General features: G+C 64.5%; 25 protein-coding genes. 11 read left to right on the forward strand and 14 right to left on the reverse strand.

The genetic code is table 11. From position 1 onward, the window contains the following. The first annotated feature begins 1 nt into the window (after position 1). The 4 genes from L1O02_RS07880 (at position 2) to L1O02_RS07895 (ending at position 4649) form a co-directional block, all read left to right on the forward strand. Positions 2-1375 carry an acetyl-CoA carboxylase biotin carboxylase subunit gene (locus L1O02_RS07880; protein ID WP_235759758.1) on the forward strand — a complete coding sequence of 458 codons (1374 nt, stop codon included), beginning with the start codon at positions 2-4 and terminating at the stop codon, positions 1373-1375. Beyond that, positions 1372-2244, forward strand: coding sequence for an allophanate hydrolase subunit 1 (locus L1O02_RS07885; protein ID WP_060840625.1), 873 nt, complete (start codon positions 1372-1374; stop codon positions 2242-2244). Before L1O02_RS07880 ends, L1O02_RS07885 begins: the two co-directional genes overlap by 4 nt. After that, positions 2241-3215: a biotin-dependent carboxyltransferase family protein gene (locus L1O02_RS07890; protein ID WP_060844394.1), complete on the forward strand. Its 975-nt coding sequence runs from the start codon at positions 2241-2243 to the stop codon at positions 3213-3215. Before L1O02_RS07885 ends, L1O02_RS07890 begins: the two co-directional genes overlap by 4 nt. Positions 3216-3326: 111 nt before the next feature. After that, complete coding sequence (locus L1O02_RS07895; protein WP_060844393.1) at positions 3327-4649, forward strand: allantoin permease; 1323 nt, start codon at positions 3327-3329, stop codon at positions 4647-4649. A 27-nt stretch (positions 4650-4676) separates the two neighbouring features. Here L1O02_RS07895 and L1O02_RS07900 read toward each other — a convergent pair whose 3' ends face one another. Together L1O02_RS07900 and L1O02_RS07905 are read right to left on the reverse strand one after the other, a co-directional pair. Then, the gene (locus tag L1O02_RS07900) at positions 4677-6287 is read right to left on the reverse strand and encodes an inorganic phosphate transporter (RefSeq protein WP_060840622.1); all 1611 of its coding nucleotides are present in this window, start codon (positions 6285-6287) and stop codon (positions 4677-4679) included. Between the two features lie 253 nt (positions 6288-6540). After that, positions 6541-7563, reverse strand: coding sequence for a transporter (locus L1O02_RS07905; protein ID WP_060842002.1), 1023 nt, complete (start codon positions 7561-7563; stop codon positions 6541-6543). A gap of 274 nt (positions 7564-7837) precedes the next feature. Here L1O02_RS07905 and L1O02_RS07910 point away from each other — a divergent pair, with 274 nt between their 5' ends. Beyond that, complete coding sequence (locus L1O02_RS07910; protein ID WP_060840621.1) at positions 7838-9463, forward strand: methyl-accepting chemotaxis protein; 1626 nt, start codon at positions 7838-7840, stop codon at positions 9461-9463. Between the two features lie 109 nt (positions 9464-9572). Further along, positions 9573-10016 carry a hypothetical protein gene (locus L1O02_RS07915; protein ID WP_108545369.1) on the forward strand — a complete coding sequence of 148 codons (444 nt, stop codon included), beginning with the start codon at positions 9573-9575 and terminating at the stop codon, positions 10014-10016. Positions 10017-10086: 70 nt separating this feature from the next. Here L1O02_RS07915 and L1O02_RS07920 read toward each other — a convergent pair whose 3' ends face one another. Further along, positions 10087-10404, reverse strand: a complete 318-nt coding sequence (locus L1O02_RS07920) for a PepSY domain-containing protein (RefSeq protein ID WP_060840619.1) — start codon at positions 10402-10404, stop codon at positions 10087-10089. 158 nt (positions 10405-10562) lie between these two features. Between L1O02_RS07920 and L1O02_RS07925 the strand changes: the two genes are divergently transcribed. Continuing rightward, the gene (locus tag L1O02_RS07925; protein ID WP_060840618.1) at positions 10563-11474 is read left to right on the forward strand and encodes a sterol desaturase family protein; all 912 of its coding nucleotides are present in this window, start codon (positions 10563-10565) and stop codon (positions 11472-11474) included. Here L1O02_RS07925 and L1O02_RS07930 read toward each other — a convergent pair. Beyond that, positions 11452-12132 carry an AraC family transcriptional regulator gene (locus L1O02_RS07930; RefSeq protein ID WP_108545370.1) on the reverse strand — a complete coding sequence of 227 codons (681 nt, stop codon included), beginning with the start codon at positions 12130-12132 and terminating at the stop codon, positions 11452-11454. The genes L1O02_RS07925 and L1O02_RS07930 overlap by 23 nt on opposite strands. Continuing rightward, on the reverse strand, positions 12133-13260 hold the full coding sequence (locus L1O02_RS07935; RefSeq protein WP_108545371.1) for a glycerophosphodiester phosphodiesterase: 1128 nt from the start codon (positions 13258-13260) through the stop codon (positions 12133-12135). It lies immediately after the preceding gene. A 245-nt stretch (positions 13261-13505) separates the two neighbouring features. Here L1O02_RS07935 and L1O02_RS07940 point away from each other — a divergent pair, with 245 nt between their 5' ends. Continuing rightward, positions 13506-13841 (forward strand): DUF2025 family protein, encoded by a 336-nt coding sequence (locus L1O02_RS07940; protein ID WP_016968120.1) that lies wholly within the window; start codon positions 13506-13508, stop codon positions 13839-13841. 35 nt (positions 13842-13876) lie between these two features. Here L1O02_RS07940 and L1O02_RS07945 read toward each other — a convergent pair whose 3' ends face one another. Both L1O02_RS07945 and L1O02_RS07950 read right to left on the reverse strand, forming a co-directional pair. Next, the gene (locus L1O02_RS07945) at positions 13877-14212 is read right to left on the reverse strand and encodes an antibiotic biosynthesis monooxygenase (protein WP_060840615.1); all 336 of its coding nucleotides are present in this window, start codon (positions 14210-14212) and stop codon (positions 13877-13879) included. Further along, complete coding sequence (locus L1O02_RS07950; protein ID WP_060840614.1) at positions 14209-14928, reverse strand: CTP synthase; 720 nt, start codon at positions 14926-14928, stop codon at positions 14209-14211. The genes L1O02_RS07945 and L1O02_RS07950 overlap by 4 nt, the downstream gene beginning before the upstream one ends. A gap of 61 nt (positions 14929-14989) precedes the next feature. Here L1O02_RS07950 and L1O02_RS07955 point away from each other — a divergent pair, with 61 nt between their 5' ends. Next, positions 14990-15895: a LysR family transcriptional regulator gene (locus L1O02_RS07955; protein WP_181321593.1), complete on the forward strand. Its 906-nt coding sequence runs from the start codon at positions 14990-14992 to the stop codon at positions 15893-15895. A gap of 5 nt (positions 15896-15900) precedes the next feature. Here the strand turns inward: L1O02_RS07955 and L1O02_RS07960 are convergent, their stop codons facing one another. The 4 genes from L1O02_RS07960 to L1O02_RS07975 form a co-directional block, all read right to left on the reverse strand. Continuing rightward, on the reverse strand, positions 15901-16440 hold the full coding sequence (locus tag L1O02_RS07960) for a DUF1003 domain-containing protein (protein WP_060840613.1): 540 nt from the start codon (positions 16438-16440) through the stop codon (positions 15901-15903). Positions 16441-16529: 89 nt separating this feature from the next. Continuing rightward, positions 16530-17849, reverse strand: a complete 1320-nt coding sequence (locus L1O02_RS07965) for a PAS domain-containing methyl-accepting chemotaxis protein (RefSeq protein ID WP_108545372.1) — start codon at positions 17847-17849, stop codon at positions 16530-16532. Positions 17850-18207: 358 nt separating this feature from the next. Further along, positions 18208-19278 carry a diguanylate cyclase gene (locus L1O02_RS07970; protein WP_060844388.1) on the reverse strand — a complete coding sequence of 357 codons (1071 nt, stop codon included), beginning with the start codon at positions 19276-19278 and terminating at the stop codon, positions 18208-18210. Positions 19279-19448: 170 nt separating this feature from the next. Further along, the gene (locus L1O02_RS07975) at positions 19449-20057 is read right to left on the reverse strand and encodes a TetR/AcrR family transcriptional regulator (protein ID WP_060840611.1); all 609 of its coding nucleotides are present in this window, start codon (positions 20055-20057) and stop codon (positions 19449-19451) included. Between the two features lie 203 nt (positions 20058-20260). Here L1O02_RS07975 and L1O02_RS07980 point away from each other — a divergent pair, with 203 nt between their 5' ends. After that, entirely contained in the window at positions 20261-21319 is a 1059-nt protein-coding gene (locus L1O02_RS07980) for an MBL fold metallo-hydrolase (protein ID WP_060844386.1), read from the forward strand. Between the two features lie 100 nt (positions 21320-21419). Here L1O02_RS07980 and L1O02_RS07985 read toward each other — a convergent pair whose 3' ends face one another. Next, complete coding sequence (locus L1O02_RS07985) at positions 21420-21737, reverse strand: XRE family transcriptional regulator (RefSeq protein WP_060840609.1); 318 nt, start codon at positions 21735-21737, stop codon at positions 21420-21422. Positions 21738-21843: 106 nt separating this feature from the next. Further along, the gene (locus L1O02_RS07990; RefSeq protein WP_235759759.1) at positions 21844-22635 is read right to left on the reverse strand and encodes a helix-turn-helix transcriptional regulator; all 792 of its coding nucleotides are present in this window, start codon (positions 22633-22635) and stop codon (positions 21844-21846) included. 113 nt (positions 22636-22748) lie between these two features. Here L1O02_RS07990 and L1O02_RS07995 point away from each other — a divergent pair, with 113 nt between their 5' ends. Further along, on the forward strand, positions 22749-23564 hold the full coding sequence (locus tag L1O02_RS07995) for a sulfite exporter TauE/SafE family protein (protein ID WP_060844384.1): 816 nt from the start codon (positions 22749-22751) through the stop codon (positions 23562-23564). Between the two features lie 40 nt (positions 23565-23604). On the opposite strand, the gene L1O02_RS08000 is transcribed toward L1O02_RS07995, so the two are convergent. Then, positions 23605-24585: a hypothetical protein gene (locus L1O02_RS08000; protein ID WP_235759760.1), complete on the reverse strand. Its 981-nt coding sequence runs from the start codon at positions 24583-24585 to the stop codon at positions 23605-23607. Positions 24586-24671: the final 86 nt, after the last annotated feature.

The raw sequence follows: 24671 nt of genomic DNA on the forward strand, positions 1-24671 counted from the left end.
CATGACTCAAGCAATCAAGAAATTGCTGGTGGCCAACCGTGGCGAGATCGCCGTGCGCATCATTGGCGCGGCCAAGGCCCTGGGCATTCCCACGGTTGCCGCGTGCAGCGAGGCGGATGCCGACTCCATGGCCGCGCGCCTGGCCGATGAAGTGCAGATCATCGGCCCGGCCCGAGCCGACAAGAGCTACCTGAATATCCAGGCCCTGCTCGCGGCCTTGCAGGCCAGCGGTGCCAACGCGGTGCACCCGGGCTATGGCTTTCTTTCCGAGAACGCCGGTTTCGCCGAGGCAGTGGTCGAGGCCGGGGCAATTTTCGTCGGGCCCAGCGCCGAAACCATCCGCCGCATGGGGGACAAGGCCGAAGCCCGGCGCACCGCCCAGGCGGCCGGGGTGCCGGTGGTACCCGGTTCACCGGACGAGCTCTTTGACCTGGAGGCCGCGCTCAAGGCCGCTGACAGCGTGGGCTTCCCGCTGTTGATCAAGGCCAGTGCCGGTGGTGGCGGGCGCGGGATCCGCCTGGCCCAGGACGCTGCACAACTGGCCGAGGAGTTCCCGCGGGCGCAACGCGAAGCCCAGACCGCGTTCGGCAATGGCGCGGTGTACCTGGAGCGTTTCATCGGCCGCGCGCGGCATATCGAGGTCCAGGTTCTGGGCGATGGCCAGCACGCGGTGCACCTGTTCGAGCGCGAGTGCTCGCTGCAACGGCGGCGGCAGAAGATCTTCGAGGAAGCGCCGTCGCCTGTACTCAGCAGCGAGCAGCGTGAGCAGTTGTGCAGCAGCGCCGTGCGCCTGACCCAAGCCTTGGGCTATCAGGGCGCTGGCACCCTGGAATACCTGTATGACGACAGCACCGGCGAGTTCTTCTTTATCGAAATGAACACGCGGATCCAGGTCGAGCACCCGATCAGCGAGCTGATCACCGGCATCGACCTGGTCCAGGCCATGTTGCGCATTGCCGGGGGCGAGCCCCTGGGGTTGCGCCAGAGCGATATCCAGCTCAATGGCGCGGCCTTGCAGATGCGCCTGAACGCCGAAGACCCGGCGCGGGATTTCTTCCCCAGCCCGGGTCGGGTCGAGCAACTGGTCTGGCCGCAGGGGCCGGGAGTGCGGGTCGATAGCCACCTGTACCCGGGCTATGCTGTGCCGCCGTACTACGACTCGCTGCTGGCCAAGCTGATCGTCCACGGAGCCGATCGCGACCAGGCCCTGGCCCGGGCGCGTCTGGCCGTGGAGCAGACCACCCTGAGCGGCATGGCCAGTACCTTGTCGCTGCACCGTGAACTGCTGGCCGAACCCTGGTTGCAGCAGGCCGACTTTCACACCGGAACCCTGGAAACCTGGCTGGCCACGCGCCGCGCCGGAGGTGTCGCATGAGCCAGCCGATCCGCTACAGCTTTGGTGCCGACGAGCACCTGTTCGCCGAAGTCAGCGACAGCATGTCCCTGGAAGCCTTCTTCAAGGGCATGGCGGTGACCCGCGCCGTGGAGCGCCTGGAATTGGACGGGGTGCTGGATGTGTGCCTGGCCAATGCCTCGTTCCAGATCCGTTTCGACCCGGATCGCATCGCCCCGCAAGCCCTGCTGGAAGCGGTGCAGCAGGCCGAGGCCGGGGCGGTGGCCGAGCGCAGCCTGCACACGCGGATCATCGAGATCCCGGTGCTGTACAACGACCCCTGGACCCATGAAACCCTGATGCGCTTTCGCGACCGGCACCAGGACCCCAGCGCCACCGATCTTGAGTACGCGGCGCGGATCAACGGCCTGGCGGACGTCGAGGCCTTCATTGCCGCCCACAGCGGCGCGCCCTGGTTCGTCTCCATGGTGGGCTTCGTCGCCGGGTTGCCGTTCATGTTCCAGATGGTCGAGCGCCAACGGCAGTTGCAGGTGCCCAAGTACCTGCGGCCGCGCACCGATACGCCCAAGCTGACCCTGGGCCACGGTGGCTGTTTCGGCTGCATCTACTCGGTGCGTGGCGCCGGTGGCTACCAGATGTTCGGCGTCACTCCGGCACCGATCTACGACCCGCAGCAGCAACTGGCCTACCTCAAGGCGCACATGGTGTTCTTCCGTCCGGGGGACATCGTGCAGTTCAAGCCCATCGACCGCGAGGCCTATGACCGGGCGGTGGCCGAGGTCGAGGCCGGGCGCTTCGACCTGCGCATCCGCGAGGTGGAGTTTTCCCTGGATGCCTTTCTCGCCGATCCGGTCGGCTATCCCAAATCGCTGCAGGAGGTGCTGGCATGATCAAGGTCATCAAACCGGGCCTGGCCACATCGGTGCAGGACTTGGGTCGCGAAGGTTTCTATCACCTGGGGATTCCGCCGTCCGGGGCCCTGGACCAGTACGCCCTGAGCGCGGCCAACCAATTGGTGGGCAACCCGGCAGGCGCGGCGGGGCTGGAGTGCACGCTGCTCGGGCCGGAGCTTGAGTTCGGCGCCGACGCCCTGGTGGCGGTTTGCGGCGCCCACATGACGCCCAAGCTCGATGGTGTGGACATGCACCTGGACACCGCCTTTGCGGTCAAGGCCGGGCAAGTGCTGCGCTTCGACTTTCCCAAGGCCGGGGCCCGAGCCTATCTGGCGGTGGCCGGTGGCATCGATGTGCCGCTGGTGTTGGGCAGCCGCTCGACCTACGCCCTGGGCGCCCTGGGTGGCTTCCAGGGCCGGCGTCTGGCGGCCGGGGATGAGCTGCCGGTGGGCGTCGCCAGCGGCAAGGGGCGAGCCGGTGCCAGCTTGCCCATGGCGCTGCGCCAGTCCCTGGGCGGCGAGATCACCCTGCGGGTGGTGCCGGGCCTGTACTACGAACGCTTGAGCGACGCGGCCAAGGCCAGCTTCTTCGCCGAACCCTGGACCGTGGGCTCGGAAGCGGACCGCATCGGCTATCGCTTCAAGGGTGGCAGCGCCTTGAGCTTCCAGCCCCGGGAGCAGCCGTTCGGCGCCGGTTCCGATCCTTCGAACATCGTCGACAGCTGCTACCCGATCGGCTCGATCCAGGTGCCGGCGGGGCTGGAGCCCATTGTCCTGCACCGGGACGCGGTGTCCGGTGGCGGCTACGCCATGATCGGCACGGTGATCAGCGCCGACCTTGACCTGATCGGCCAGATGCAGCCCAACCAGAAGGCCCGCTTTGTCGCGGTGACCCTCGAAGAAGCGCTGGAGGCCCGGCGCTCCTACAAGAAAAAGCTCGGCTGTCTGAGCAAACTGTTTCCTTCCTGATTCTGCCCGCCGCATCGCGCGGGCCATGCCAAACGGTACGCCAACGCCGCACTTCGGTGCGGTGACGGCTGCCCGCGCTTCAACCCTTGATCGGTTCTGGAGTACACGCATATGGCAGCTTTATCGCAAGCGAATCAAACCGGGCAGACCCCGGCCAACGTGGCCCTACCCAGCGATGCACGCATGGGCCGGCTGTCCCTGACCATGGCCTGGTGGGCGGTGTGCAGCGCGATGTTCTACATCGTGGTCGGCGCCTCCCTGGCCTTGTCCTACGGCACCCGCAATGCCTTGATCGGCATGCTCCTGTCGGTGCTCAGCTATGGCCTGATCAACAGCGTGCTCAGCCGCTTCGCCATGCGCAGCGGGCTCTCGGTGGCGCTGTTCTCGCGGTTGCTGTTCGGCAGCACCGGGGCTTGCCTGGCGACCCTGATCTTTTTCTCCACGGCCATCTACTACGCGGTGTTCGAGGGCTCGGTGATCGCCGTGGCGCTCAACCACCTGTACCCGCAACTGCTGTACCCGCTGGCGGCGCTGGTGGTGGTGCTGTACAGCGTGCCGCTGATCCTGGGCAGCGTGCAGCACTGGCTGGACAAGCTCAACGGCGTGCTGCTGCCGGTGTACCTGGGGGGCTTGCTGTTCGCCGTGGGCCTGTCCATCAGCCGTTATGGCTACCAGCCGCAATGGCTGGATTTCGGCCCGGCCAATCCCAGCAGCACGGGCTGGTGGGATTGCTTCGTGGCCTACATGGGGGTGTGGATCCTGATGCTGTTCACCTTCGACTACGCGCGCTTCGGCAAGCCCGAAGACGCCGGCTACCACGGTCGCTGGAACTTCGGCATGCCGTTCTACGCGGTGACGTTCTTGCTCAACGGTGCGGCGGGGATCTACCTGGTGAGCAGCATTCCCCATGAGGGCGCCCTCAATGAAGTCTCGGTGGTGATGGCCATACTGCAGTTGATGGGGCTCTGGGGCCTGTTGTTCGTCTGGGCCACCCAGACCCGGATCAACACCGCCAACTACTACCTGGCGACCCTGAACATGCAGGCGTTCTTCGCCCGCTTCGGCTTGCGCGGTTCCTACCTGATGTGGGCGGTGGCCGTGGGCATCATCGTCTATGGCCTGATGCTGGCGGACGTGTTCGCCTACCTGCTCAAGGCCCTGGCCTATCAGGGGATCTTCGTGGTGGCCTGGGTGGGCGTGGCCCTGGCGCAGATCTTGCTGGGGCGTACCGACGGCGCGGCGCTCGATCGCGTGGCGGCCTTCAACCCGGTGGGGCTGATGGCCTGGTTCGGCGGCACGGCCCTGGGCCTGATGCTGATGTGGGCGGGGGGCGGCCTGGCGAGTTTTTCCGCGCCACTGACCGGGGTCCTGGCGTTTGCCTTGCAGGCCGGGCTCGCCGCTCGCTTGCAGCGCGGCCTGCCCGCCGCCGGCTGAGCGGGCGACGGCGCAGGCGCTGGCTGCTCAGAACAGTTGGGTGAACAGCCAGTACAGGCTGCCGGAGAGCAGGATCGCCGCCGGCAGGGTCAGGACCCAGGCCATGGCCAGGTTGCGGATGGTGCGCATCTGCAACCCTCCGCCATTGGCCACCATGGTCCCGGCCACCCCCGAGGACAGCACGTGGGTGGTCGACACCGGCAGGCCGAACAGGTCCGCCGCGCCGATGGTCAGCATCGCCACGGTTTCCGCCGAGGCGCCCTGGGCATAGGTCAGGTGGGTCTTGCCGATCTTCTCGCCGACGGTCACGACGATGCGCTTCCAGCCGACCATGGTGCCCAGGCCGAGGGCGATGGCCACGGCGATCTTCACCCACAGCGGAATGAAGCGGGTGGCGTTGTCGATCTGCTGCTTGAACAGCTGCAGCTTGTCCCGGGTGTCCTGATCGAAGTGGCCGACCTGGTGCTTGTCCATCAGGCGGATCGCTTCGCTGGTCAGGTACATGTCGTTGCGCACGTTGCCCATGGCTTCGGCGGGCACCTTGGCCAGGGAGCCGTAGCCCTTCACTTCACTGCCGATGGCACCGGTCAGGGCGGCCAGGGCGGGGATCAGTTCCGGTGTCGCTTGCTTGCTGCGCATGTACTCCGAGAGCACCGCGCGAGGATCGGCCGGTGCCGGTTGCGGGGCGCTCTTGATCAGGGCTTGCTGGGTGACTTCGGCCACCGCGGCGAACTGCAGCGACTGGTCGGCGGGCATGGTGCGGTTCAGCGCGTAGGCCATGGGCAGGGTGCCCACCAGGATCAGCATGATCAGGCCCATGCCTTTCTGGCCGTCGTTGGAGCCGTGGGCGAAGGACACCCCGGTGCAGGTCAGGATCAGCAGGCCGCGAATCCACCAGGGTGGCGGCGCGTCGCCCTTGGGCGCCTTGTACAGGGCGCGGTTCTTGACGAACAGGCGCAGGGCCAACAGCAGCAGGGCGGCGAACACGAAGCCGATCAGTGGCGAGAACAACAGCGCGTAGCCGACCTTGGTGGCCTGGCTCCAGTCCACGCCGCTGGTGCCGTCGCGGCCGTGCATCAGTGCGTTGGCCACGCCGACGCCGATGATCGAGCCGATCAGGGTGTGGGACGAAGAGGCCGGCAGCCCCAGCCACCAGGTGCCGAGGTTCCACAGGATGGCGGCGATCAGCAGGGCGAAGATCATGGCGAAGCCGGCGGAGGAGCCCACTTGCAGGATCAGCTCCACCGGCAGCAGGGCGATGATGCCGAAGGCCACCGCGCCGCTGGACAGCAGCACCCCGAGGAAGTTGAACAGGCCGGACCAGACCACCGCGAACTGTGGCGGCAGGGAGTGGGTGTAGATCACCGTGGCCACGGCGTTGGCGGTGTCGTGGAAACCGTTGACGAACTCGAAGCCCAGGGCGATCAGCAGCGCCACGCCCAGCAGCAGGAACGGGGTCCAGGTGGTGACCGTGGTGCCCAGCTCGTGCATGTCGTGCACCAGGCTGTAGGCGGTGAACAGCAAGCCCATGGCCAGCACGGCGAAGAAGATCACCAGGGTGAAGGCACCGGGTTTTTTATCCAGTTGCGGTTTGATGTCGGGGCTGGGAGACGCGGCAGTCAGTGACGGGGTGGCCATTGCCGGACAATCCTGTTGCTGGAAAGGAGTGTCGCCCATGATCGTTGCCAAATGTTACAGGGAGACTGCCTCAGATCAGTGTTTGCGCAATTGAGCCGTTCCGTTGATCCGATCCCGCCCGCGCCGACATCCGTGCTCATCCCGCCATCCCGCTCATCCCGTAGGAGCCGGCTTGCCGGCGAAGAGGCCCTCAAGCCAAGCACCTGCCTTGGCGGACGCCTTCGCCGGCAAGCCGGCTCCTACAGGGAGTGTTTCAGTAGTCCTGGCGCTTGCGGAAGGCCCAGCGCCCGGCGATCAGGGTGAAGGTGGCCACCAGCGCCACCAGGATCCAGAAGCCCTCCGGGTCGCCGGAAAACGGAATGCCGCCGACGTTCATGCCGAAGAAGCCGGCAATGATGTTGATCGGCAGCGCCAGCACCGTGACCACGGTCAGGGTGAACAGGGTGCGGTTGGTCTGTTCGTTGAGGTTGGCGGCAATCTCTTCCTGCAGCAGTTTGATCCGTTCGCCCAGGGCCGTGAGGTCGTTGATGATCAGGGCGAACTCTTCGGTGGATTTGCGCAGCTCCTTGACGTCGTCCTTCTGCAGCCATTGCGGCGGGCGGTTGAGCAGGCGCAGCAGGGAACCCGGTTCCAGGGCCAGCAGGCGTTGCAGGCGCACCAGCACCCGGCGCATGGCCCCCAGTTCGGCACGGTTGCTGGAGACCCGGGCGGCCAGTAGCTGGTCCTCGATCTGGTCGACGCTGAGGCTGGTCTTGCGCACGATCTGGGTCAGCACCTCGCCCTGGTCGCGCAGCAGGTGCACCAGCAACTCCAGGGGCGAGCGAAAGCGTTCGCCGGCCTTGACCGAGGAGCGCAGCTTGTCCACCGAATGCAGGGGCTGCAGGCGGGCGCTGATGATCAGATTGCTGCGCACGCAGACCCACAGGGTGGAGATGTCCGAGGACACCATGCTGCTGAAGTTGAACACCACGTCGTTGACCACCGCCAGCAGGGCCGAGTCCACGTGTTCGATGCGGGTCGAGCGCGAACCTTCGTGCAGGGCTTCGAAGAACTCCTCGGGCAGTTGCAGGTGGGCCTTCATCCAGCGCTCGCAGGCCGCGTGGGCCAGGTTCAGGTGCAGCCAGAGGAATTCATCACTGTCCTGGGGGTGTTGCAGGGCTTGCAGGGCCTTGGCGGAATCCAGTTCATGACCGCGTTCGCCGGGGCGAAAACTGAAACCGTAGAGCAGGCCAAACAGATCGGAATCGCGGTGAATCTGGTCGAGGCTGTGGTTCATGGGGGCTCGCAGGAGGGACAGTGCCTGGCGCGGGTTTTTCAGGTTCACTTGGGCCACATCATGGCAAGGCTCTTTGACAGTTTTGTGACGTTTGTACGTGCACAATCCGCGGCGCTCTACCGGTGGTCGGCGACGTTCAAGAATGCCGCGCGGATGCCGATCACGCTCACATGCAACACACATTCGACCCGGTTCGAATGTGCCTGACAGGGAAGTTCGGACCTACGCAAGCCCTTGAGTGGGCCTGCTCTATCCCTGCCATGAGATCTTCTCGATGTTTTTGCAAAAATCCCTGAGAGCGCAAATTCTTGCCCTGCTGAGCGGTAGTCTGCTGGCGATGCTGTTGATCGCCCTGGCGTGTTTTCACTTGTTGTCCGGTGGCGTGCAGAGCTACCGCGAGCTGATCGACGGCCCGCTGCGCAGTTCACAGCTGATCGACGAGGCCAACCTGCAGTTCAAGAGCCAGGTGCAGGAGTGGAAGAACGTGCTGCTGCGGGGCAAACAGCCCCAGGAACTGAACAAGTACTGGCAGCAGTTCGAAGACCGCCAGCGCGATGTGCAGAACATCCTCGGCCAGTTGGCCCGGACGCCCGGGATGGAGGCTTCTCTCAAGAGTCGGGTGCAGCGTCTGGCGGATGAGCACCGGCAGTTGGGTTCGGCCTATCAGAAGGGCCGCGATGCCTACGTGGCTGGCGGTGCCGACCCGAGCGCCGGTGACGCTGCAGTGAAAGGCGTGGACCGGGCTACCAGCGAGCAGATGAGCGAGCTGGTGACCGAACTGCGCAAGAACGGCGAACAGCAATCCCGCGAGATCAGCACGGCGGCCGACCGCACGGTGTGGATGGGGATCCTGGTGATGCTGGTGTCCGGCCTGCTGATCGGCCTGCTCAGCCTGTGGCTGGTCAACCGTAGCCTGGTGGAGCCGATCCGCCAGTTGATCGACTACGTCGCCCAGCTCAGCCGTGGCCAGTTGGCCCAGCGGGTGGCCAGCGAGCGTCAGGACGAACTGGGCAAGCTGGCGGCCGCCGCCAACACCCTGCGCGACTTCCTGGCCCAGACCTTCAGCAGCCTGCAGCGCAGCGCCTCGGACCTGGACAGCTCCAGCGGCGAGCTCAATGCCATCGCCACGCTGATGTCCCAGGGCACCAACGAACAGTTCAGCCGCACCGATCAGGTGGCCACGGCGATGAACGAAATGTCCGCCACCGCCCAGGAAGTGGCACGCCACGCCGCCGACGCCGCGCGTGCCGCGGACGATGCCGACCAGTCGGCGCAGCAGGGCGAGCAGGTGATGCAGAGCACCATCCACAGCATCACCCAGATGCGTGGCGAGATCGCCAACACCGCGACCGTGATCCGTCGCCTGGAAGCCGACAGCGGGCGTATCGGCAAGGTGCTGGAAGTGATCCAGGGGATTGCCGAGCAGACCAACCTGCTGGCGCTCAATGCCGCCATTGAAGCGGCCCGGGCCGGTGAGGCCGGGCGCGGATTCGCCGTGGTTGCCGACGAGGTGCGCAGCCTGGCGCAACGCACCGCGGCGTCGATCATCGAGATCAACCAGATCATCCAGAGCGTGCAGACCGGCGCGGTGGACGCGGCCCTGGCCATCGAGAGCGGCCAGTCCCGCAGCGAGCAGAGCGTGCAGCAAGTGACCGAAGCCGGTGCCATGCTCGAACGCATCACCCAGGCCGTGGAGGCGATCCGCGACATGAACCGGCAGATCGCCACCGCCGCCGAAGAGCAGACCTCGGTGGCCGAGGACATTTCCCGCAACCTGACCGAGATCACGTCGATTGCCAGTACCAATCTGGACAATGTGCAGCGCACCGAGGCGGCGAGCCGTGACCTGCATGGTCTGTCGGGCCAGTTGAACGAGGTCACGTCGCGTCTGAGCGCCTGACGCCGATCATCCTGTATCGGCCTGCTTACCAGGCCGATACAGGATCACTCTCAAGTGGCGGGGGGCGCTGTCGATGACCGGGTATCTTTCCCCAATCAGGATCCACGCCATGGTCAGCATCACGTCAATTGCCATCAGCCAGACCCCGGTCACCCCGAGCAAGACGCGAATTGACGCCAGTGCCGGCGACAGCAGCGCCACCAGCAGCGGCAACGCCACCGACGTCGGCGCAGCCGGCAAGGCACCGGCTGCGGGCGGCGCCGCGGCGGCCGGGGACAGCTCCGGCAGCGAAGACTCCAGCAGCGATACGGTGAAGGAGCTGCGCAAGCAGATCGCGCAGCTGCAAAAGCAGTTGCAGGAGCAGCAACAGCAGCTGCAAGCGGCGCAGACCAGCCAGGAAAGTGCCGACGCCAAGGCGGCAGCGGTGGCAGCGGCCCAGGCTCAGGTGGCCACTACCAGCGCGTCCCTGCAAACCGCGACGGCGGCCTTGCTCCAGGCGTTGCAGGAGTCGGAGAGCGGCTCCTCGGGCTCGCTGGTCAGCACCAGCGCCTGAACTGTTCGTCCGCTACACGGCACAAGGCCGCGCCCCTTTTCGGGAGCGCGGCCTTGTGCCGTGTGGCGGGTTAGCGATCCTGCTTGTTGCTCAGGACCTTGCCGGTCTTGGCGTCCAGGTCCACGTCCCACTCGATGCCTTTGCTGTCACGCAGTTCCACCTGGTAGACGTAGGCGCCGGTGGCGGTCTGCTCCAGCTCGGTGTCGGTGATGCTGGCGGCGGTGGTGCCGGGGTGCTGGGCCAGGGCGGCCTGGTTGAGTTGTTCCAGGTCCATGATGGCGCCGGACTTGAGCAGGCCCGGGATCAGGTCCGGACGGACATCGGCCTGGGCCAGGCCGGCGGTCAGGGTCAGGGCGGCAGCGGCAAACAGTGCAGAGAAACGGGTCATGGTGTTGATTCCTTGGCTTGATGGCTTTCGATGGGCACAGATTAGCCAGTGCAACTTAATTCACCCTTAATTCAGCGCCGTGTTTGCGTCGTTTGTTCAAGCCGCGGGCCGGGTGACCCCGGCAAGCTGGGCTCTCGCTTTTTAAGGAGACACCAAGAATGAAACGCATGCTGGCGTGGTTGTACGGTCCCTTGTTTCTTGGCGGATTCATCGCCGGTGGGGTGTATTGGATGAGTGGCGGGCAGGCTTGTGCCCTGGGTTTGCTGGTGCTGTTCGCTGCGGCGCTGCTGGTGTCGTTCCTGGCGGAGTGGGCGCTGCCTTACGAGCCGGCCTGGAACCGCTCCCAGGGCGACCGGCTGCGCGATGCCTTGCACGCGCTGGTCAATGAAAGCCTGAATGCGCTGGGGCTGCTGGCCTTGCCGGGGCTGGTGGCCGTGCTCGGTGGCGATGGCCTGTGGCCCCGGGACTGGCCGCTCTGGGGGCAGTTGCTGCTGGCGATAGTGATCGCCGACGGCGGGATCAGCCTGGCCCATTACGCCAGCCATCGCTGGGCCTGGCTGTGGCGCCTGCACGCGGTGCACCACAGTGTGCAGCGCCTGTACGGTTTCAACGGGCTGCTCAAGCACCCCCTGCACCAGATGCTGGAGGCCTCGGCGGGGTTGCTGCCGCTGGTGCTGCTGGGCATCCCGTTGCCGGTGGCGCAACTGCTGGCCCTGGCCATTGGCGTTGCCTTGCTGTTGCAGCATTCCAACGTCGATATGCGCATGGGGCCGCTGCGGCGGGTGTTTGCCTGGGCTCCGGTGCATCGCTTTCACCACATGAAGTATGGCCGCGCCGGCGATGTGAACTTCGGGCTGTTCTTCAACCTCTGGGACTGGCTGTTGGGCACCGGGTTCTATCGGGACGACTACGCGATGCGCCAGGGCGACCTGGGCATCGGCAGCCGCCCCGACTACCCGCTGGCGTATTGGCCGCAGTTGCTGGAGCCGTTCAGGGTCCAGCGCTATGCCGCCGAGCCCAAGGTGCCTGCGGCGCTGCGCCGGCCGGTCAATCCAGCAGGCGAGGCCTGAGGGTTTTCAGGGCCTGGCCGGCGGTGACCCCGAACAGCGCTTTCAGGGTGCGGGAGAAGTGCGCGCTGTCGGCAAAGCCGGCGCTGTGGGCCGCCTGGGCCACGGGCTGGCCGTCGAGCAACAGGGCCATGGCCAGGCGCAGACGCCGCCACAGCACCAGGCGCCGCACCGGCAAGCCCACGTCGCGGGCGAACAGGCGCTCCAGCTGGCTCAGGGACAGGTGGGCCCTGGCCGCCAGTTGCGCCGCCACCACCTTGCCTGCGAGCCCTGCATCCAGGGCCTGCAGGGCCCGCGCCACACGCCGGTCGGCCAGGGGCAGGCGCGGGCAGGCGCGCAGCGCCGCCTCCAGTGTGGGCAACGAGGGGCGCAGGTTGTGAACGCAGGCCAGCAGGTCCTCGGCGGCGATCGACAACGGCTCGGCATAGACCGTGAAGGCGTTGTCGGGCGCCTGGAGAATGGCATGCCGCTGCAGCGCCTGGATCATCAGGAAGTGTCCGCTGTGGCGCGTGCCGTCGAGCTCCAGCGTCACCGGTTGCTCGGGGGCGATGATCAGTTGATGGGCGTAGTGGGCATGGGGCGCGGTGCGCCCCATGGCTCCCTGTATCAGGCCGAAGTCATGCCCCAGCCAGAGCTCGCCGCTCCAGTGCGAGACAGACATTCAGTAACCGCCGGCCTCCAGCAGTTGGGCCACGCTGGCGTTGGCCGGACGCTTGAAGTACTTGAGCAACTCGGCGCTGCGGTTGGTGAAGATACCGTCGACCCCGGCGTCCATGACCTTCTGGAAGTCCACCGGCTCGTCGAGGGTGTAGGCGTGTACCAGCAGGCCCTGATCGTGGGTGTACTGATTCATCCAGGGTTGCACCAGATCCGCGTAGCTTTGCTCGCCGCCCGCCGTCAGTGCCGTGGAGGGACCGGTGCCGATGGCGCCCTGGGCCTTGGCGTAGTCGATCCAGCGTTTGAATTCGCCGGGGTCCTTGGGTTGCTGCTTGGCGTAGAAGGCCGCCTTGTCGGTTTCGCCGCTGTTGGCGAAGGTGACGCTGGACGCCGGTTCGATGCTGCCGGGCCCGATCCACAACAGCAGCACCTTGGGCACCTGGGGCATTTCCTTGTGCAGCAGATCCAGGCTGTGTCTGTCGAAAGTCTGCAGCACCACCTTGCCTTTGCCCTGGCCCACGGCCAGCTCGCTCTTGGCCAGTTTTGAGCCCGCCGGGCTGAGCCAGCCGCGATCCTGGAGCTTTTCCTTGAGCTCGTGCTCGATGCCGGGGAACAGCTGCGGCTCCTTGGTTTCGATGTACAGCCCGGGCTTGTGCTGCGTGCTGCCTTGGGCGATGTCGATAATCTCGTCCAGGGTCAGGATCTTCAGGCCGGCAAAGCCCGGCCGGGCGCGATCCGGATGCGCCTGGTTGAACCAGCTGCCGGCGTCGAGGTGCTTGAGCTCGGCCATGGTGAAGGCGTTGGGCGGGCTGTCCTTGCGCTCGGGGAATTTCTGCGCCACGTCGGTGGTGCGTAGCAGGTTGTTGTCATGCAGGGCGAAGAGCACGCCGTCCTTGCTGCGCTGCAGGTCCAGTTCCAGATAGTCCGCCCCCAGATCCCGGGCCAGCCGGTAGGCCGCCGCAGTGGACTCTGGGGCATCGAACGAGGCGCCACGGTGGGCGATCACGGCTGGCTGGGGGATGCCCAGGCGCGCCGCCAGGGCATTCGGATCCGGCTGTTCAGCGGCCTGGGCCAGGCCGCAACCGAGCATCAGGCTCAACATCAGGGCGCAAGGGGTGAAGGTCGCTGGCATGCTCGAAATCCTTTCGTGGAGGCGGGGGCAAGGACCTATCTTTTAGCAACACAATGACGCTTGTGCTATCTCAAGGGCGACATAAATCCTTCTCATGCGCATCATTCAGGGTTTTTTCCGGCGCTTTGCAGTACTCTTGGGCGCGCAGTTTCCCCAGCAGAGGGAAGCCTGAAAACAACCCTTTCCTTGCCTCGCGTGTAGACCATCGATCACCCAGTCCTGTGGGACTTACCGTGAGGTTTACCATGAGCATCACCTCTGAACTCATCTGCCAGGCCGCCGACCAGCTCAAGGGTTTTGTCGGCTTCAATCGCAAGACCGGCCGTTACATCGTGCGTTTCAGCGAAGACTCCTTCGGCATGGATGTGGCCGACGACGCCATAGTGCCGGCCAGCGAATTTGTCTGGGCGCCGGTGTCCGATCAGGCCATGAGCCTCAAGCGCGAGCAGATCCAGTTGTTGCTGGACCAGAACATCGACGACCGGATCAACATCAGCGAACCGCTACGGGTCTATATGCGCCGTAGCGATCTGCCGGAAATCCAGGCCGTGCGCAGCCTGTTGCCGACGGCTCAGGATTGATCCGGCGGCCGGCCTGAACCGCTGTGGGCCGCGGTTCAGGCCTGGGCTTGGGGGTCGAAGGCGTAGGCCCGTTCGACCTGGCCGACCCGGGTATGACAGGACTGGTACCAATCCTTGCGCCCGCGCTCGCGGATGGCGCTGTGTTCGGCGTGGTGCTTCCACGCCAGGATTGCCGCCTCACTGCTCCAGTAGGACACGGTGATTCCGAAACCGTCCGCGCCCCGAGCCGATTCGACCCCGAGAAAGCCCGGTTGCCGACGCGCCAGCTCCAGCATGCGTTCGGCGGCCTGATCGTACTCGGGGTCCGCGGCACCGCGTTGGGAACTGAAGATCACGGCGTAGTAGGGCGGGGCGGGTGTCTGGCCGATCATCCTCGGGTCTCCAGGCAGGCATTGAGCAGGGCGCTGACCAGGGGCGGCGTGTGGCCCTTGAGGGCCGCGCGTTCGGGCTGGAACAGGGTGGCGACGAAAAATGGATGATCGGCGAGCTCCACGGCGCGCAGATCTCCCAGGCGGTCGTGGCCGCTGGCGCGCAGGGCGCCAGCGAGCAGGGGCCCGGCAAAGTCCGGATTGACGCCGTAGCGGCAGCGATAGCCTTCCTCGATGTGCCGGGTGCCATAGGCCTTGGCGATCCGACTGCCGTCTTGCAGTTCGATGCGCTCACGGGCCTCCACCAGGGCGCAGCTCAAGGGGGTGAGCAGTGCGCGTTCGGCATCGGGGGCGATCTCGCCGTGTTCGGCATCGGTCCAGCCCAGCACGTTGCGCGCGTATTCCAGGACCGCATGCTGAAAGCCGCCGCAGGTGCCGAGGAAGGGGCGCTGTTGCTCCCGGGCCACGCGGATCGCCAGCAGGGCGCCGTGGATATTCCGGTAGGGGCTGCCGGGCACGCACCAGATGGCGTCGAAGCCTTGCAACAGGTGCTCCTCAGTCAGCTCGGCAGTGGCCAGCCATTGCACGTCGAGGGTGATGGCGGCGTCGGCTGCGGCCTGATCCAGGGCCAGGGGAATGGCCTGGTGCGCGGTGATCAGTGGGTCGTGATCCCCCACCAGGGCGATGCGCAGGGTGGGGGGCGAGGCGGGTGCTTGCATGGGCTTCTCCGGTAGGGGCACTGACTTGTCGATTGCCTGGGGCCACTATAGATTGGCGTCCATGCAATCAATATTGGCGTTTACCCAAGTGATCAATGCAGCAGCGCACTATCAGCTGGACTACCCCGATCTGTCGCTGGTCCTGGCCCTGGTCCGTGGCGGCTCCCTGGCCCGTGCCGCGGCCCTGCTCAAGGTGGATGTTTCGACGGTGTTTCGTGCCGTGCGCCGCCTGGAGGCCGGGCTCGGTCAGCAACTGTTCGACAAGAGCCGTGCCGGCTACCTGCCTACCAGCCTGGCCCAGGCCCTGGCACTGCAGGCCGAACAGGCGGAACAGGCCCTGGAGGCGGCGCGGATCGGTGTGGCCCAGGGCGGCGAGGTGATCAGCGGCACGGTGCGCCTGACCTGTACCGATTCGGTGTTGCAGGGCCTGTTGCTGCCGGCCCTGGCGCAGTTCATGCCCAAGTACCCGGCGCTGGTCATCGAACTCTGCACTTCGAATGATTTCGCCAACCTCAACCGTCGCGATGCGGACATCGCCGTGCGCCTCACCGCGACGCCTCCGGAGCATCTGGTGGGGCGCTGCCTGGGGGCGGTGGCGTATCGGGTGTGCACCAGCCCGGCGTATCGGCACCGGGTGGATTGCACCGATCTGGCGCGGGTGGCCTGGATTGCCCCGGATGACTTTCTGCCGGATCACCCCACGGTGGTCTGGCGCCGTCAGCAGTGGCCCGGCGTGCAACCCAGTTATCGCTGCAACAGCATGCTGGCGGTGACCGAGCTGGTGCGGGCCGGCCTGGGGGTGGCGGCGTTGCCGGACTTTCTCCTGGGCGGTGGTGACCTGGAAGCCCTCGGCGAGCCCCTGGAGCATGCAACCGCCTTGTGGCTGTTGACCCGCCCGGACTGTCGGGCCCTGCGCTCGGTGGTGACGCTGTTCGATGAGCTGGGGCGTCATCTGCGCTGGCCCTGAACAGTTCAGGCCGCTGGTGGCTCCTTGCGGACGAAGTGCGCGTGCATCTCGCTGGTGAGGTTTTCGATGCGTTCGCTCAGTTGCTTGGTCATTTCCGTGAGGCGGGTGTTCTGCTCCAGCAGCTCCAGCAGTTGCCCGGTGGTTTGCGCGGCCTGGGCCTGGCGTTCGCTGTTGGCGATGGCCAGGGCCTCGCGGTGCTGGGCGTCGGCGTCGGACTGGGCCTTGTCGCGGGCGGCCTGGCGGGTCTGGGCCAGCAGGATCAGCGGCGCGGCGTAGGCCGCCTGCAGGCTGAAGGCCAGGTTGAGAAGGATGAAGGGATAGACGTCGAACTGAGTGACGCCGCTGAGGTTGAGGGCGATCCAGATCACCACGATCAGGGTCTGTGCCCCGAGAAAGGTCGGGGTGCCGAAGAAACGGGCAAAGGCCTCGGCCTTCAAGGCGAAGGCATCGTTGCCGAAGGTGGGGGCCAGGTGGGCATGGGCGCGGTGAAAGCGCAGGTGATCGGTGACCGGAGTGGTTTCTTCGGGCGTGTTGCTGGAACTCATGATGGCCTCCGCCAGGCACTGGGACGTCAGGCCACTATAGTCCTCAAGGCTGTCCCGGACGTCATGATCGACGCCGGGAAACCCCTCCCTTACAGCGCATCGCGTTCGTTGGCGAACATGCTCACGGCTTGCACCGCGTCACTGGCCCCATCGCGAATCTGCAGGATCACGGTGCCGGCCTGATCCGCCAGTTGCACGCCCTTGGCCGCCCGTTCCCGGGTGCCGTCCATGCTCTTGATGGCTTGCAGGGTTTCGTTCTGGATCATGTCGATCATGCTGGCGATTTCCGCGGTCGAGCCGCTGGTGCGCGCCGCCAACTGGCGAACCTCATCGGCCACCACGGCGAAGCCGCGCCCCTGTTCTCCGGCCCGGGCGGCCTCGATGGCGGCATTGAGGGCCAGCAGGTTGGTCTGGTCGGCAATCCCGCGGATGGTGTTGACGATGGCGGTGATCTGTTCCGAACGTTCGCCCAGGCGGGCGATCAGGGTGGAGGAGTCCTCGATGTTATGGGCGATCTGGCGCATTTCGCTGGCGGCCTGCTGGATCACGCCGGTGCCTTGCTCGGCGACTTTCCGGGTCTGTACCGAGATGTGATAAGCCTGGCTCGCGCTATGGGCGTCATGCTCGTGTTTCTCCACCTGCTGGGTGACGTCGGCGGCGTACTTGACCACTTTGCACAGGCGTCCGCTGGCGTCGTAGACCGGGTTGTAGTTGGCTTCCAGCCACAGCGTGCGGCCGTGCTTGTCGATCCGTTCGAAGCGACCGTTGAAGAATTCGCCCTTGTTCAGGCGATTCCAGAAGTCCTGGTAGGCGCTGCTGTTGACCAGTTCGGGCTTGCAGAACATCCGGTGATGCTTGCCCTGGACCTGCGCCAGGCTGTAGCCCATGCGGCTGAGGAAGTTGGCATTGGCGCTGATGATGCTGCCATCGAGGTTGAACTCGATCACGGCCATGGCCCGGTCGATGGCATCCAGCTTGTTGCGTGCCTCGGCCTCTTCCTGGATTCGAGTGGTGACATCCAGGGCGTACTTGACCACTTTGTACACCGTGCCCGAGGCGTCGCGGATAGGGTTGTAGCTGGCTTCCAGCCACAGGCTCTGCCCGGCACTGCTGACCCGTTCAAAGGTTCCGGACTGGAACTGACCTTCTCTGAGGCGTGCCCACAATTGCTGGTAGTCGCTGCTGCGGGCGTACTCCGGGGTGCAGAACAGGCGGTGGGACTGGCCGAGGACCTGGTCTTCGCGATAGCCCAGGGTCTTGAGGAAGTTGTGGTTGGCGCGCAATACGCAGCCTTGCAGATCGAACTCGATCACCGCCATCGAGCGGTCGATGGCCTCCAGCAGGCTCGATTGCTCGGCAACGGTTCGGTTCAGGGTGTCGATGGTCTTGTTGTGGCGGTTGAATAGCATGTGGGCAGGTGCTCTGTGGGAGAAACGTTGCGTCGATCCCTATTGAGTGCGCCGGTACGCCGAATGCTCCCCGGCGCTCGGCATTATCTGCTCAATGTCAGCGTTCCATGACTGACAGAAGATACATTCGCAGCGATGCAACGGGGACGCTTCAGGCGCGCGTCGGTGGCCGCGTCAAGGGAGACGTAGCGGCTGCGAATCGATTTAGTTGGATTGATTGGCTTCGGTGGCGGCAGTTGCGGTTGTGGGCATCCGTTGCAGCGAAGTGGCGGCATTATGATGGCAACTGCCTGGATAAATCCAAATAAACTTGTACAAAAATATTTTTTACTTCCTTTTTGTATAAGTTTTTTCGGTTTTATGCCAAATGCGATTGTGCTGCATAGCCGTTGGCATCGTTGCTGGCTATCCGGTTGCGTCCGGTTTTTTTCGCCTGGTACAGGGCCTGGTCCGCGGCATTGAGCCAGGTGGCCGGATCCTCGAAACCGGCATCGAAGGCTGCCAGACCAATACTCAGGCTGACATTCAGCTCGTTCACTTGCGGGTGCCGGTACTGGCTGAAGACCCGGCGCAGGCGCTCCATGATATCGAGCGCCTGCTGCTGGCTCATGCGCGGCAGGATCACGCAGAACTCGTCGCCACCGTAGCGGCCGGCCAGGTCATCGTGGCGCAGGTTGCGTCGTAGTTCGTTGCTCAAGTGGCGCAGCACGGTATCGCCAATGATGTGGCCGTAGGTGTCGTTGATCGCCTTGAAGTGGTCGATGTCGATCAGGGCGATGCAGGCGTGCATCTGCCGCTGCCGGCACTTGTGGAACTTGATGTGCAGCAGGTCCTTCCAGGAACCGTGGTTGAGCAGGCCGGTGAGGCTGTCGGTGCGGCTCAGGGCGCTCAGGGCGCGCTTGTGTTCGGACAGTTTGATCGCCAGGCGATAGCAGACCATGCCCACCGCCAGGGGATAGAGGGTCAGCATGGGCAGGCAGGCGTAGATCTGCAGCGGGCTGATGTGGGTGGTGACGTGTGGCCCGAACAGCGCCCAGGACAGCAGCACCCCGGTGCATTGGGCCAGACTGCCGCGAATGAACAGGCGCAGGCCACCAGCGGCCACGTTGTTCATGGCCATCATCGAGAGGATGGTGACCGCCGGCAGCGGGTTGAACTGCATGGTCGCGGCCCAGAAACCGCCCAGCAGCGAGTCATACAGCAGATTGCGCCGCTCTGCCCGGTAGGGAAACGCCGAACGGGCGGACAGTTGATAGGCCAGGTGGGGCCAGATCAGGCCGTTGAACAACAGCAGGCCCCATATCCAGTCGGGCAGTGCCAGGGGAGCGAGTGCCGCGAGGACACTGATGCCGCCGATGCCCAGGCCGATGATCCTTGGCCAATAGATGCGTCGGGCAAATGACAGCCCTTTGCCGCGTTGGTTTTCCATAAATTCCTGCACCAGGTTTTGCACTGAAACACTTTGTGGTGTTTTTGCGGCCTTGCCGTTTATCGGATCAGTCTGGTGAATATTGTCATTTATTCCACTAGGAATAATCAGTGTCCTTCGAAGCCATTTCGCGGTGGCCGGGGCAGGGCATGCCGGTCGATCGCGCTGAATCAGGCCTGGTAGTGGCTGAGAAACATGTCCAGTGCCGACTCGATGACCCGGGTCTGCAGGTCCGCTGCCAGGGGCGGTTGGCCCAGGGTGATCTGCGGCCAGAACGCGAAACTCTTGAGCAGCCCGTGCATCTGCTGGGCAGCGAACTCCGGGTCCAGCGGCTTGAGGCGGCCGTCGGCCAGGGCGCCGCGGATCCACAGGGTCAGGCCTTCCTCCCGTTCGCCGAGTCGCGCCACCATGTCCTGAGCCCGCTCGGGGGAGTGGATGGTGGCAGCAATGGCCACTCGGGCCAGGTCGAGGAAGTTGTCGTCGGCCAGCAGTTGCAGCTTGGCCCGCAACAGGGCTTCCAGTTGCTCGCGCAGGGGCTGGTCGTGGCGATAGACGACGTCCGCTTGGGCGCTGATGCTGGCCCAGAGCTTGTGCAGGATCTCGGCGAACAACTCCTCCTTGCTTGGAAAGTGGTTGTACACCGTGCGCTTGGATACTCCGGCCGTGGCGGCAATCTTGTCCATGCTGGTGATGTCGAAGCCGCTGGCGCGGAATTCGCTGATCGCCGCCTGGATGATGGCATTGCGTTTAAGGTCGGTGAGGCGCTTCGGAGCTGTCATAAGTTGGGTTCGATCAGGGTGGGCGGCTAAATCAATCGGCAGTCTACTTCGTCTTAATCCTGTTGCAATGTAGAAACTACACTGTGTAGTGTAGTTATCCTTTAAAACGATGATTGGCGGCTGATGCTTGCGTGCCTTGGCCAGTAGATCGTCCCGTAGAACCACCTCGGAACCTTGCCGCGTTCCACGGAGTCCTTTCAATCATGGCCAATGTCTCGTCCAGCCTAACCCGCGCCTCTGGTCAGCCAACCTCTCGTCAGGAGCAGGGCGCCTTTCGCAACCATGCACCGGTGCGACGTGCCGGTTTCGGCAAGACCCTGCAGATCTTCTGGAACATGCTGTTCCACAAACCGCGCAACACCCGCCCAGCAGGGGCGATTCCGGTGCAGGAACTGACCCGCGAGCAATTGCTGGCAGCGCCTAATCACAGCGTGTTTCGCCTGGGCCACTCCACCGTGCTGCTGAAGATGCGCGACAAGTTCTGGATCACCGATCCGGTGTTTGCCGAGCGGGCCTCACCGGTGCAATGGGCCGGGCCAAAGCGCTTTCATCAGCCGCCCATCAGCCTGGAGGCGCTGCCGGAGATCGAGGCGGTGATCCTGTCCCACGATCATTACGACCACCTGGACCACCAGACGGTGCTGACCCTGGCGGACAAGACCCGGCACTTCCTGACCCCGCTGGGCGTGGGCGACACCCTGATCAAATGGGGGGTACCGGCGAGCAAGGTGCGGCAGCTGGATTGGTGGCAGGGATGCGACGTCGATGGCATACGTTTTGTCGCCACGCCGTCGCAGCATTTTTCCGGTCGTGGCCTGTTCGATGGCAACCGCACCCTGTGGGCCTCCTGGGTGATGATCGATGGCCCGACACGGATCTTTTTCAGCGGTGACACGGGGTATTTCGACGGCTTCAAGCGCATCGGCCAGCAGTACGGTCCCTTTGATCTGACACTGATGGAAACCGGGGCCTACAACGTCGAATGGCCCCACGTGCACATGCAGCCGGAGCAAACCCTGCAAGCCCATATCGATCTGCGTGGCCGCTGGCTCCTGCCGATCCATAACGGCACCTTCGACCTGGCCATGCATGCCTGGCACGAACCCTTCGACCGTATTCTGGCCCTGGCCTGGGAACGCAGCATCAGCATCACCACGCCGCAGATGGGCGAAGCCTTCAGCCTGACGCAGCCTCAGCGGGGCAGCACCTGGTGGCTGGAGGTGGATGGCGTGCTGGAGCAGATGGGTATCGAGTCCGCGTGAACCAGGACTGGCCACGAAGGTGGCCAGTTACCCGATTCATCTGGTTTCGACCCTGGCGCTGAGCGCCGGTCTGGTGTCGGCCGCTGCCCGGGGCCGTCGATCATTCGATCATGGCGTAGTCAGGGCGCTCCATCGGATTGGGGGTCGCTCCACGGATGTTCATGCCGCGGCCGGGGGTGAAGCCGGGGAAGAACACCAGGCCTTGCGCCTCAAGGCAGAAGGCCAGGGCCAGCCGGGTGACGTCACGCACCTCGTAGCCGGCCTCAAAGCGCTGAATGGCTTGCACCGAGACGCTGGACTCGCGGGACAGCCGGTCCATGTCCCAGCCCAGCATGTCGCGGGCCTGAGCACAGTGCTGCGGAGTGAACTGATAAAGGGCGATACGTTCCAGGGTTATTTTCATCGCTAGAGAGGCCATGGTTTTCTCCGGGAGGTTAGGCAATGCGTTGGCTTGATACTGGTTATTTGTACAGTTGTTTTGCTTGCTGATCAAACTCAATTACGGCCAACCCCCGAGCCTTTGGTCACAAGGTTTTACCTGGGAACGCAGCCTCCTGATTCAGGTAGGTGCTGGGGGATTGCCCCAATACCCGGCGGAACATGGTGGAGAACGCCCCGGGGCTGTCGTAGCCGAAGTCCAGGGCGATGCGGGTGACCGGCTCGGCTGCAGCCAGCCGGGCCAGGGCCAGGACCACACAGGCCCGTTGTCGCCATTGAATGAAGCTCATGCCCGTCTGCCGGCGAAAGCTGCGGTTGAAGGTGCGCAAGCTGATATGCAGCTGTCCTGCCCAGTGTTCCGGGGATTGGTGAATATCCGGGCGAGCGAGGAAGGCCTGGCACAGCCCCAGCAGTGCACCGGCGGCCGGCAGGGGGATATGCAGCGGCAGCGGGCGACTGCGCTGCAACTCAAGCAGAAGGAGGTCGATCAGCAATCCGTCCCTGCCGTGCTGCGGGTATTCCAGGGGAAGCTCCACCGCCTCCAGAAGCAACTGGCGCAACAGGGGCGAGACGCTGATCACCTGACAGTCGCTGCTGTCCAGCGGCGCTGCTGCGGGTTCGATGTACAGACTGCGGGTGCTGACCCCGAGCATCAGCACCTCATGTTCCACCCCGGGCGGGATCCAGACCGCCCGCTGCGGCGGCACCACCCAGTTCCCCTGGGCCGTGCCCACCTGCATCACGCCGGTGGCGCCATACAACAGTTGCGCCCGGCGATGACTGTGGCGCGGCAGGCGCTGGCCGTCGGCATAGTCGGTGCCGATGGCCACGACCGGACGCGGTGTCCGATCCAGTGAGTCGATGGAGATGTTGCGCATGCGACGAGGTTCCTGGCTGGCGTAAACGCAAACATTATTGGCTGACTTGCTGAAGTCGGCCAGGGCTCGATCTTTTATTGTCCGCAGCTTCTTTCCCGGACGGATGCGGCTCGATGTTCTATCTACTGCTGGCAGTTTTTGGCTGCATGACCGGCGTCAGCGCGGTGCTGTTCGGCTTCGGCGGCGGTTTTGTGGTGGTGCCGCTGTTGTACTGGATGCTGCTGAGCAGCCAGGGCGCCGACTCGGCGGCGGGGCATTCGGCCATGCACATCGCTGTGGCCACTTCGACCTGCGTGATGATCGTCAATGCTCTGCTGGCCAGTTGGCGGCATCAGCGGGCCGGCAATCTTGTTCGCCATTACCTGTGGCCTCTGGGGGCCTACATCGCCCTGGGGGCAATGTGCGGAGCGGCCGCGGCGATGTGGGTCAGCGGCGAGGTGATTCGGTATGCCTTCATTGCCTACCTGGGCATCACCATTGCCGACTGCCTGCTGCGGCGCGGCTTTCTTGAGCCGGTGAACCAGGCTCAGGCGCGTCGCCTGGGCACCGGCGAAACTCTATTGGGTGGTGTAGGAATAGGCGTAATCGCGACGTTTCTCGGGGTGGGGGGCAGCGTCATGACAGTACCTCTGTTACGCCGTTGCGGTTTGAGCATGACCCAGGCCACCTCCATGGCCAATCCCCTGAGCGTGCCGGTGGCCCTGGCCGGAACCGCTACTTACCTGGCCCTGGCGCGCTTCAGTCCAGCCGATTTCGGGCCCGGGTTCATCGGCTATGTGGACCTGCTGGCGTTTTCGCTATTGTCCCTTGGCTCGTTGCTGGGCATCCGTCTGGCCACGCCCTGGATCGGTCGTATCCCGGATCGGGTGCATGCGCGGGTGTACATCGGCCTGCTGCTGGTGGTGCTGGTCAGCCTGTGCCTGACGTGACAGGGGCATCGCTGCGGGCAGAACCTGGTGGGGGCTGAGACTACTGTGCGTGAAGCCCCGGTGCCTCGCGGATCACGAAGTGGTCCAGGTTCTCGATGTTGGCGCTGAAGACCCCGAAGGTCGCTTCGGGGTTTTTCTTGCTCGGCACTTGCTTGAGTGTCGGGGTGACACCGTAGAAGAAACAGTACAACTCGCGCTGGCTGTCGATGGCGCTCTTGATCTCTTCGAGGAAGGCTTTGCGCTTGCGATAGTTGTCGATCAGTTTCTTGCTCAGGTAGACGTTGACCGAGTAGGGCTTCTTCTTCGATTCGCCATCGGCCTTGAGCCAGACCTTGTGCTCGAAATCGATGCGAAAGCTCTGGGTGTAGTCCTTGATTTCCTTGATCTTGCCCCAGTAGATCAGCCCCTTGTTGTCCAGCAGGTACTCGATCTTCTTGAAGAACGAGGCGTAGGATGCGGTGTGCTCGCCGATCTTCAGCGGCATGCGCTTGAGCAGTTCCTTGTCGTCGATGTTTGACACGAAACATTCCACCGGGTGGGCGAAGACACAGGTCTTGTCCGGGGTGCTATCGCGCCCGGCGTGGTTGTGTTGCAGGCCGGCTGGCACGGCGGGCGGATTGTCCCGGGGCGTCTCTGCCGCCGCAGTCGGGCTGCTCGGTCGGCGCTTGTACTCGCGGCGGGTCAACAGCAGTTCCGAAGGGAAGTGTTCCTCGCGTTCATCCTCGGCGGCTGCGCCTTCGATGCTGCCGGCACCTTTGCTGAGCCGGTAAGGGCAGCTTTCTATATGCAGCGTGCCGGGCAGGTTCTTGAAGTGCGGGGTGCGAAGGTAATTGACGTTCTTGGCATTGAAGGTGCCCAGCTGATTGGCGGCATCGAAGGCGGCGCGACATTCATCGTTGGGGCACTGGAAGCTTTCCTGGGCGGAATCGAAAGCCACGGTTTCATCGAAATTCAGATCCCGCACGTCATAGATCGACAACTTGTCGTCGAGGCTGATGCAGTAGGCGATATCGAATTTCATGAGCGCTTTGATCCTTAAGCGGGGGAGGGGTCTTTATAACCACAGCTCCTGCAGCCTGCACGCATTTTAATGGGCCATCTGCGCAG

The sequence above is a fragment of the Pseudomonas sp. BC42 genome, assembly GCF_021560055.1.
In the GTDB taxonomy this organism is placed as follows: domain Bacteria; phylum Pseudomonadota; class Gammaproteobacteria; order Pseudomonadales; family Pseudomonadaceae; genus Aquipseudomonas.

Coding starts and splice junctions, on each gene's coding strand:
- L1O02_RS08000 (WP_235759760.1), bottom strand. CDS start 24,585: ATGAAATTCGATATCGCCTACTGCATCAGCCTCGACGACAAGTTGTCG.
- L1O02_RS07925 (WP_060840618.1), top strand. CDS start 10,563: ATGAAACGCATGCTGGCGTGGTTGTACGGTCCCTTGTTTCTTGGCGGA.
- L1O02_RS07950 (WP_060840614.1), bottom strand. CDS start 14,928: ATGCAAGCACCCGCCTCGCCCCCCACCCTGCGCATCGCCCTGGTGGGG.
- L1O02_RS07895 (WP_060844393.1), top strand. CDS start 3,327: ATGGCAGCTTTATCGCAAGCGAATCAAACCGGGCAGACCCCGGCCAAC.
- L1O02_RS07930 (WP_108545370.1), bottom strand. CDS start 12,132: ATGTCTGTCTCGCACTGGAGCGGCGAGCTCTGGCTGGGGCATGACTTC.
- L1O02_RS07920 (WP_060840619.1), bottom strand. CDS start 10,404: ATGACCCGTTTCTCTGCACTGTTTGCCGCTGCCGCCCTGACCCTGACC.
- L1O02_RS07910 (WP_060840621.1), top strand. CDS start 7,838: ATGTTTTTGCAAAAATCCCTGAGAGCGCAAATTCTTGCCCTGCTGAGC.
- L1O02_RS07960 (WP_060840613.1), bottom strand. CDS start 16,440: ATGAGTTCCAGCAACACGCCCGAAGAAACCACTCCGGTCACCGATCAC.
- L1O02_RS07955 (WP_181321593.1), top strand. CDS start 14,990: ATGCAATCAATATTGGCGTTTACCCAAGTGATCAATGCAGCAGCGCAC.
- L1O02_RS07900 (WP_060840622.1), bottom strand. CDS start 6,287: ATGGCCACCCCGTCACTGACTGCCGCGTCTCCCAGCCCCGACATCAAA.
- L1O02_RS07915 (WP_108545369.1), top strand. CDS start 9,573: ATGGTCAGCATCACGTCAATTGCCATCAGCCAGACCCCGGTCACCCCG.
- L1O02_RS07980 (WP_060844386.1), top strand. CDS start 20,261: ATGGCCAATGTCTCGTCCAGCCTAACCCGCGCCTCTGGTCAGCCAACC.
- L1O02_RS07975 (WP_060840611.1), bottom strand. CDS start 20,057: ATGACAGCTCCGAAGCGCCTCACCGACCTTAAACGCAATGCCATCATC.
- L1O02_RS07885 (WP_060840625.1), top strand. CDS start 1,372: ATGAGCCAGCCGATCCGCTACAGCTTTGGTGCCGACGAGCACCTGTTC.
- L1O02_RS07985 (WP_060840609.1), bottom strand. CDS start 21,737: ATGGCCTCTCTAGCGATGAAAATAACCCTGGAACGTATCGCCCTTTAT.
- L1O02_RS07945 (WP_060840615.1), bottom strand. CDS start 14,212: ATGATCGGCCAGACACCCGCCCCGCCCTACTACGCCGTGATCTTCAGT.
- L1O02_RS07940 (WP_016968120.1), top strand. CDS start 13,506: ATGAGCATCACCTCTGAACTCATCTGCCAGGCCGCCGACCAGCTCAAG.
- L1O02_RS07965 (WP_108545372.1), bottom strand. CDS start 17,849: ATGCTATTCAACCGCCACAACAAGACCATCGACACCCTGAACCGAACC.
- L1O02_RS07935 (WP_108545371.1), bottom strand. CDS start 13,260: ATGCCAGCGACCTTCACCCCTTGCGCCCTGATGTTGAGCCTGATGCTC.
- L1O02_RS07990 (WP_235759759.1), bottom strand. CDS start 22,635: ATGCGCAACATCTCCATCGACTCACTGGATCGGACACCGCGTCCGGTC.
- L1O02_RS07890 (WP_060844394.1), top strand. CDS start 2,241: ATGATCAAGGTCATCAAACCGGGCCTGGCCACATCGGTGCAGGACTTG.
- L1O02_RS07905 (WP_060842002.1), bottom strand. CDS start 7,563: ATGAACCACAGCCTCGACCAGATTCACCGCGATTCCGATCTGTTTGGC.
- L1O02_RS07880 (WP_235759758.1), top strand. CDS start 2: ATGACTCAAGCAATCAAGAAATTGCTGGTGGCCAACCGTGGCGAGATC.
- L1O02_RS07995 (WP_060844384.1), top strand. CDS start 22,749: ATGTTCTATCTACTGCTGGCAGTTTTTGGCTGCATGACCGGCGTCAGC.
- L1O02_RS07970 (WP_060844388.1), bottom strand. CDS start 19,278: ATGGAAAACCAACGCGGCAAAGGGCTGTCATTTGCCCGACGCATCTAT.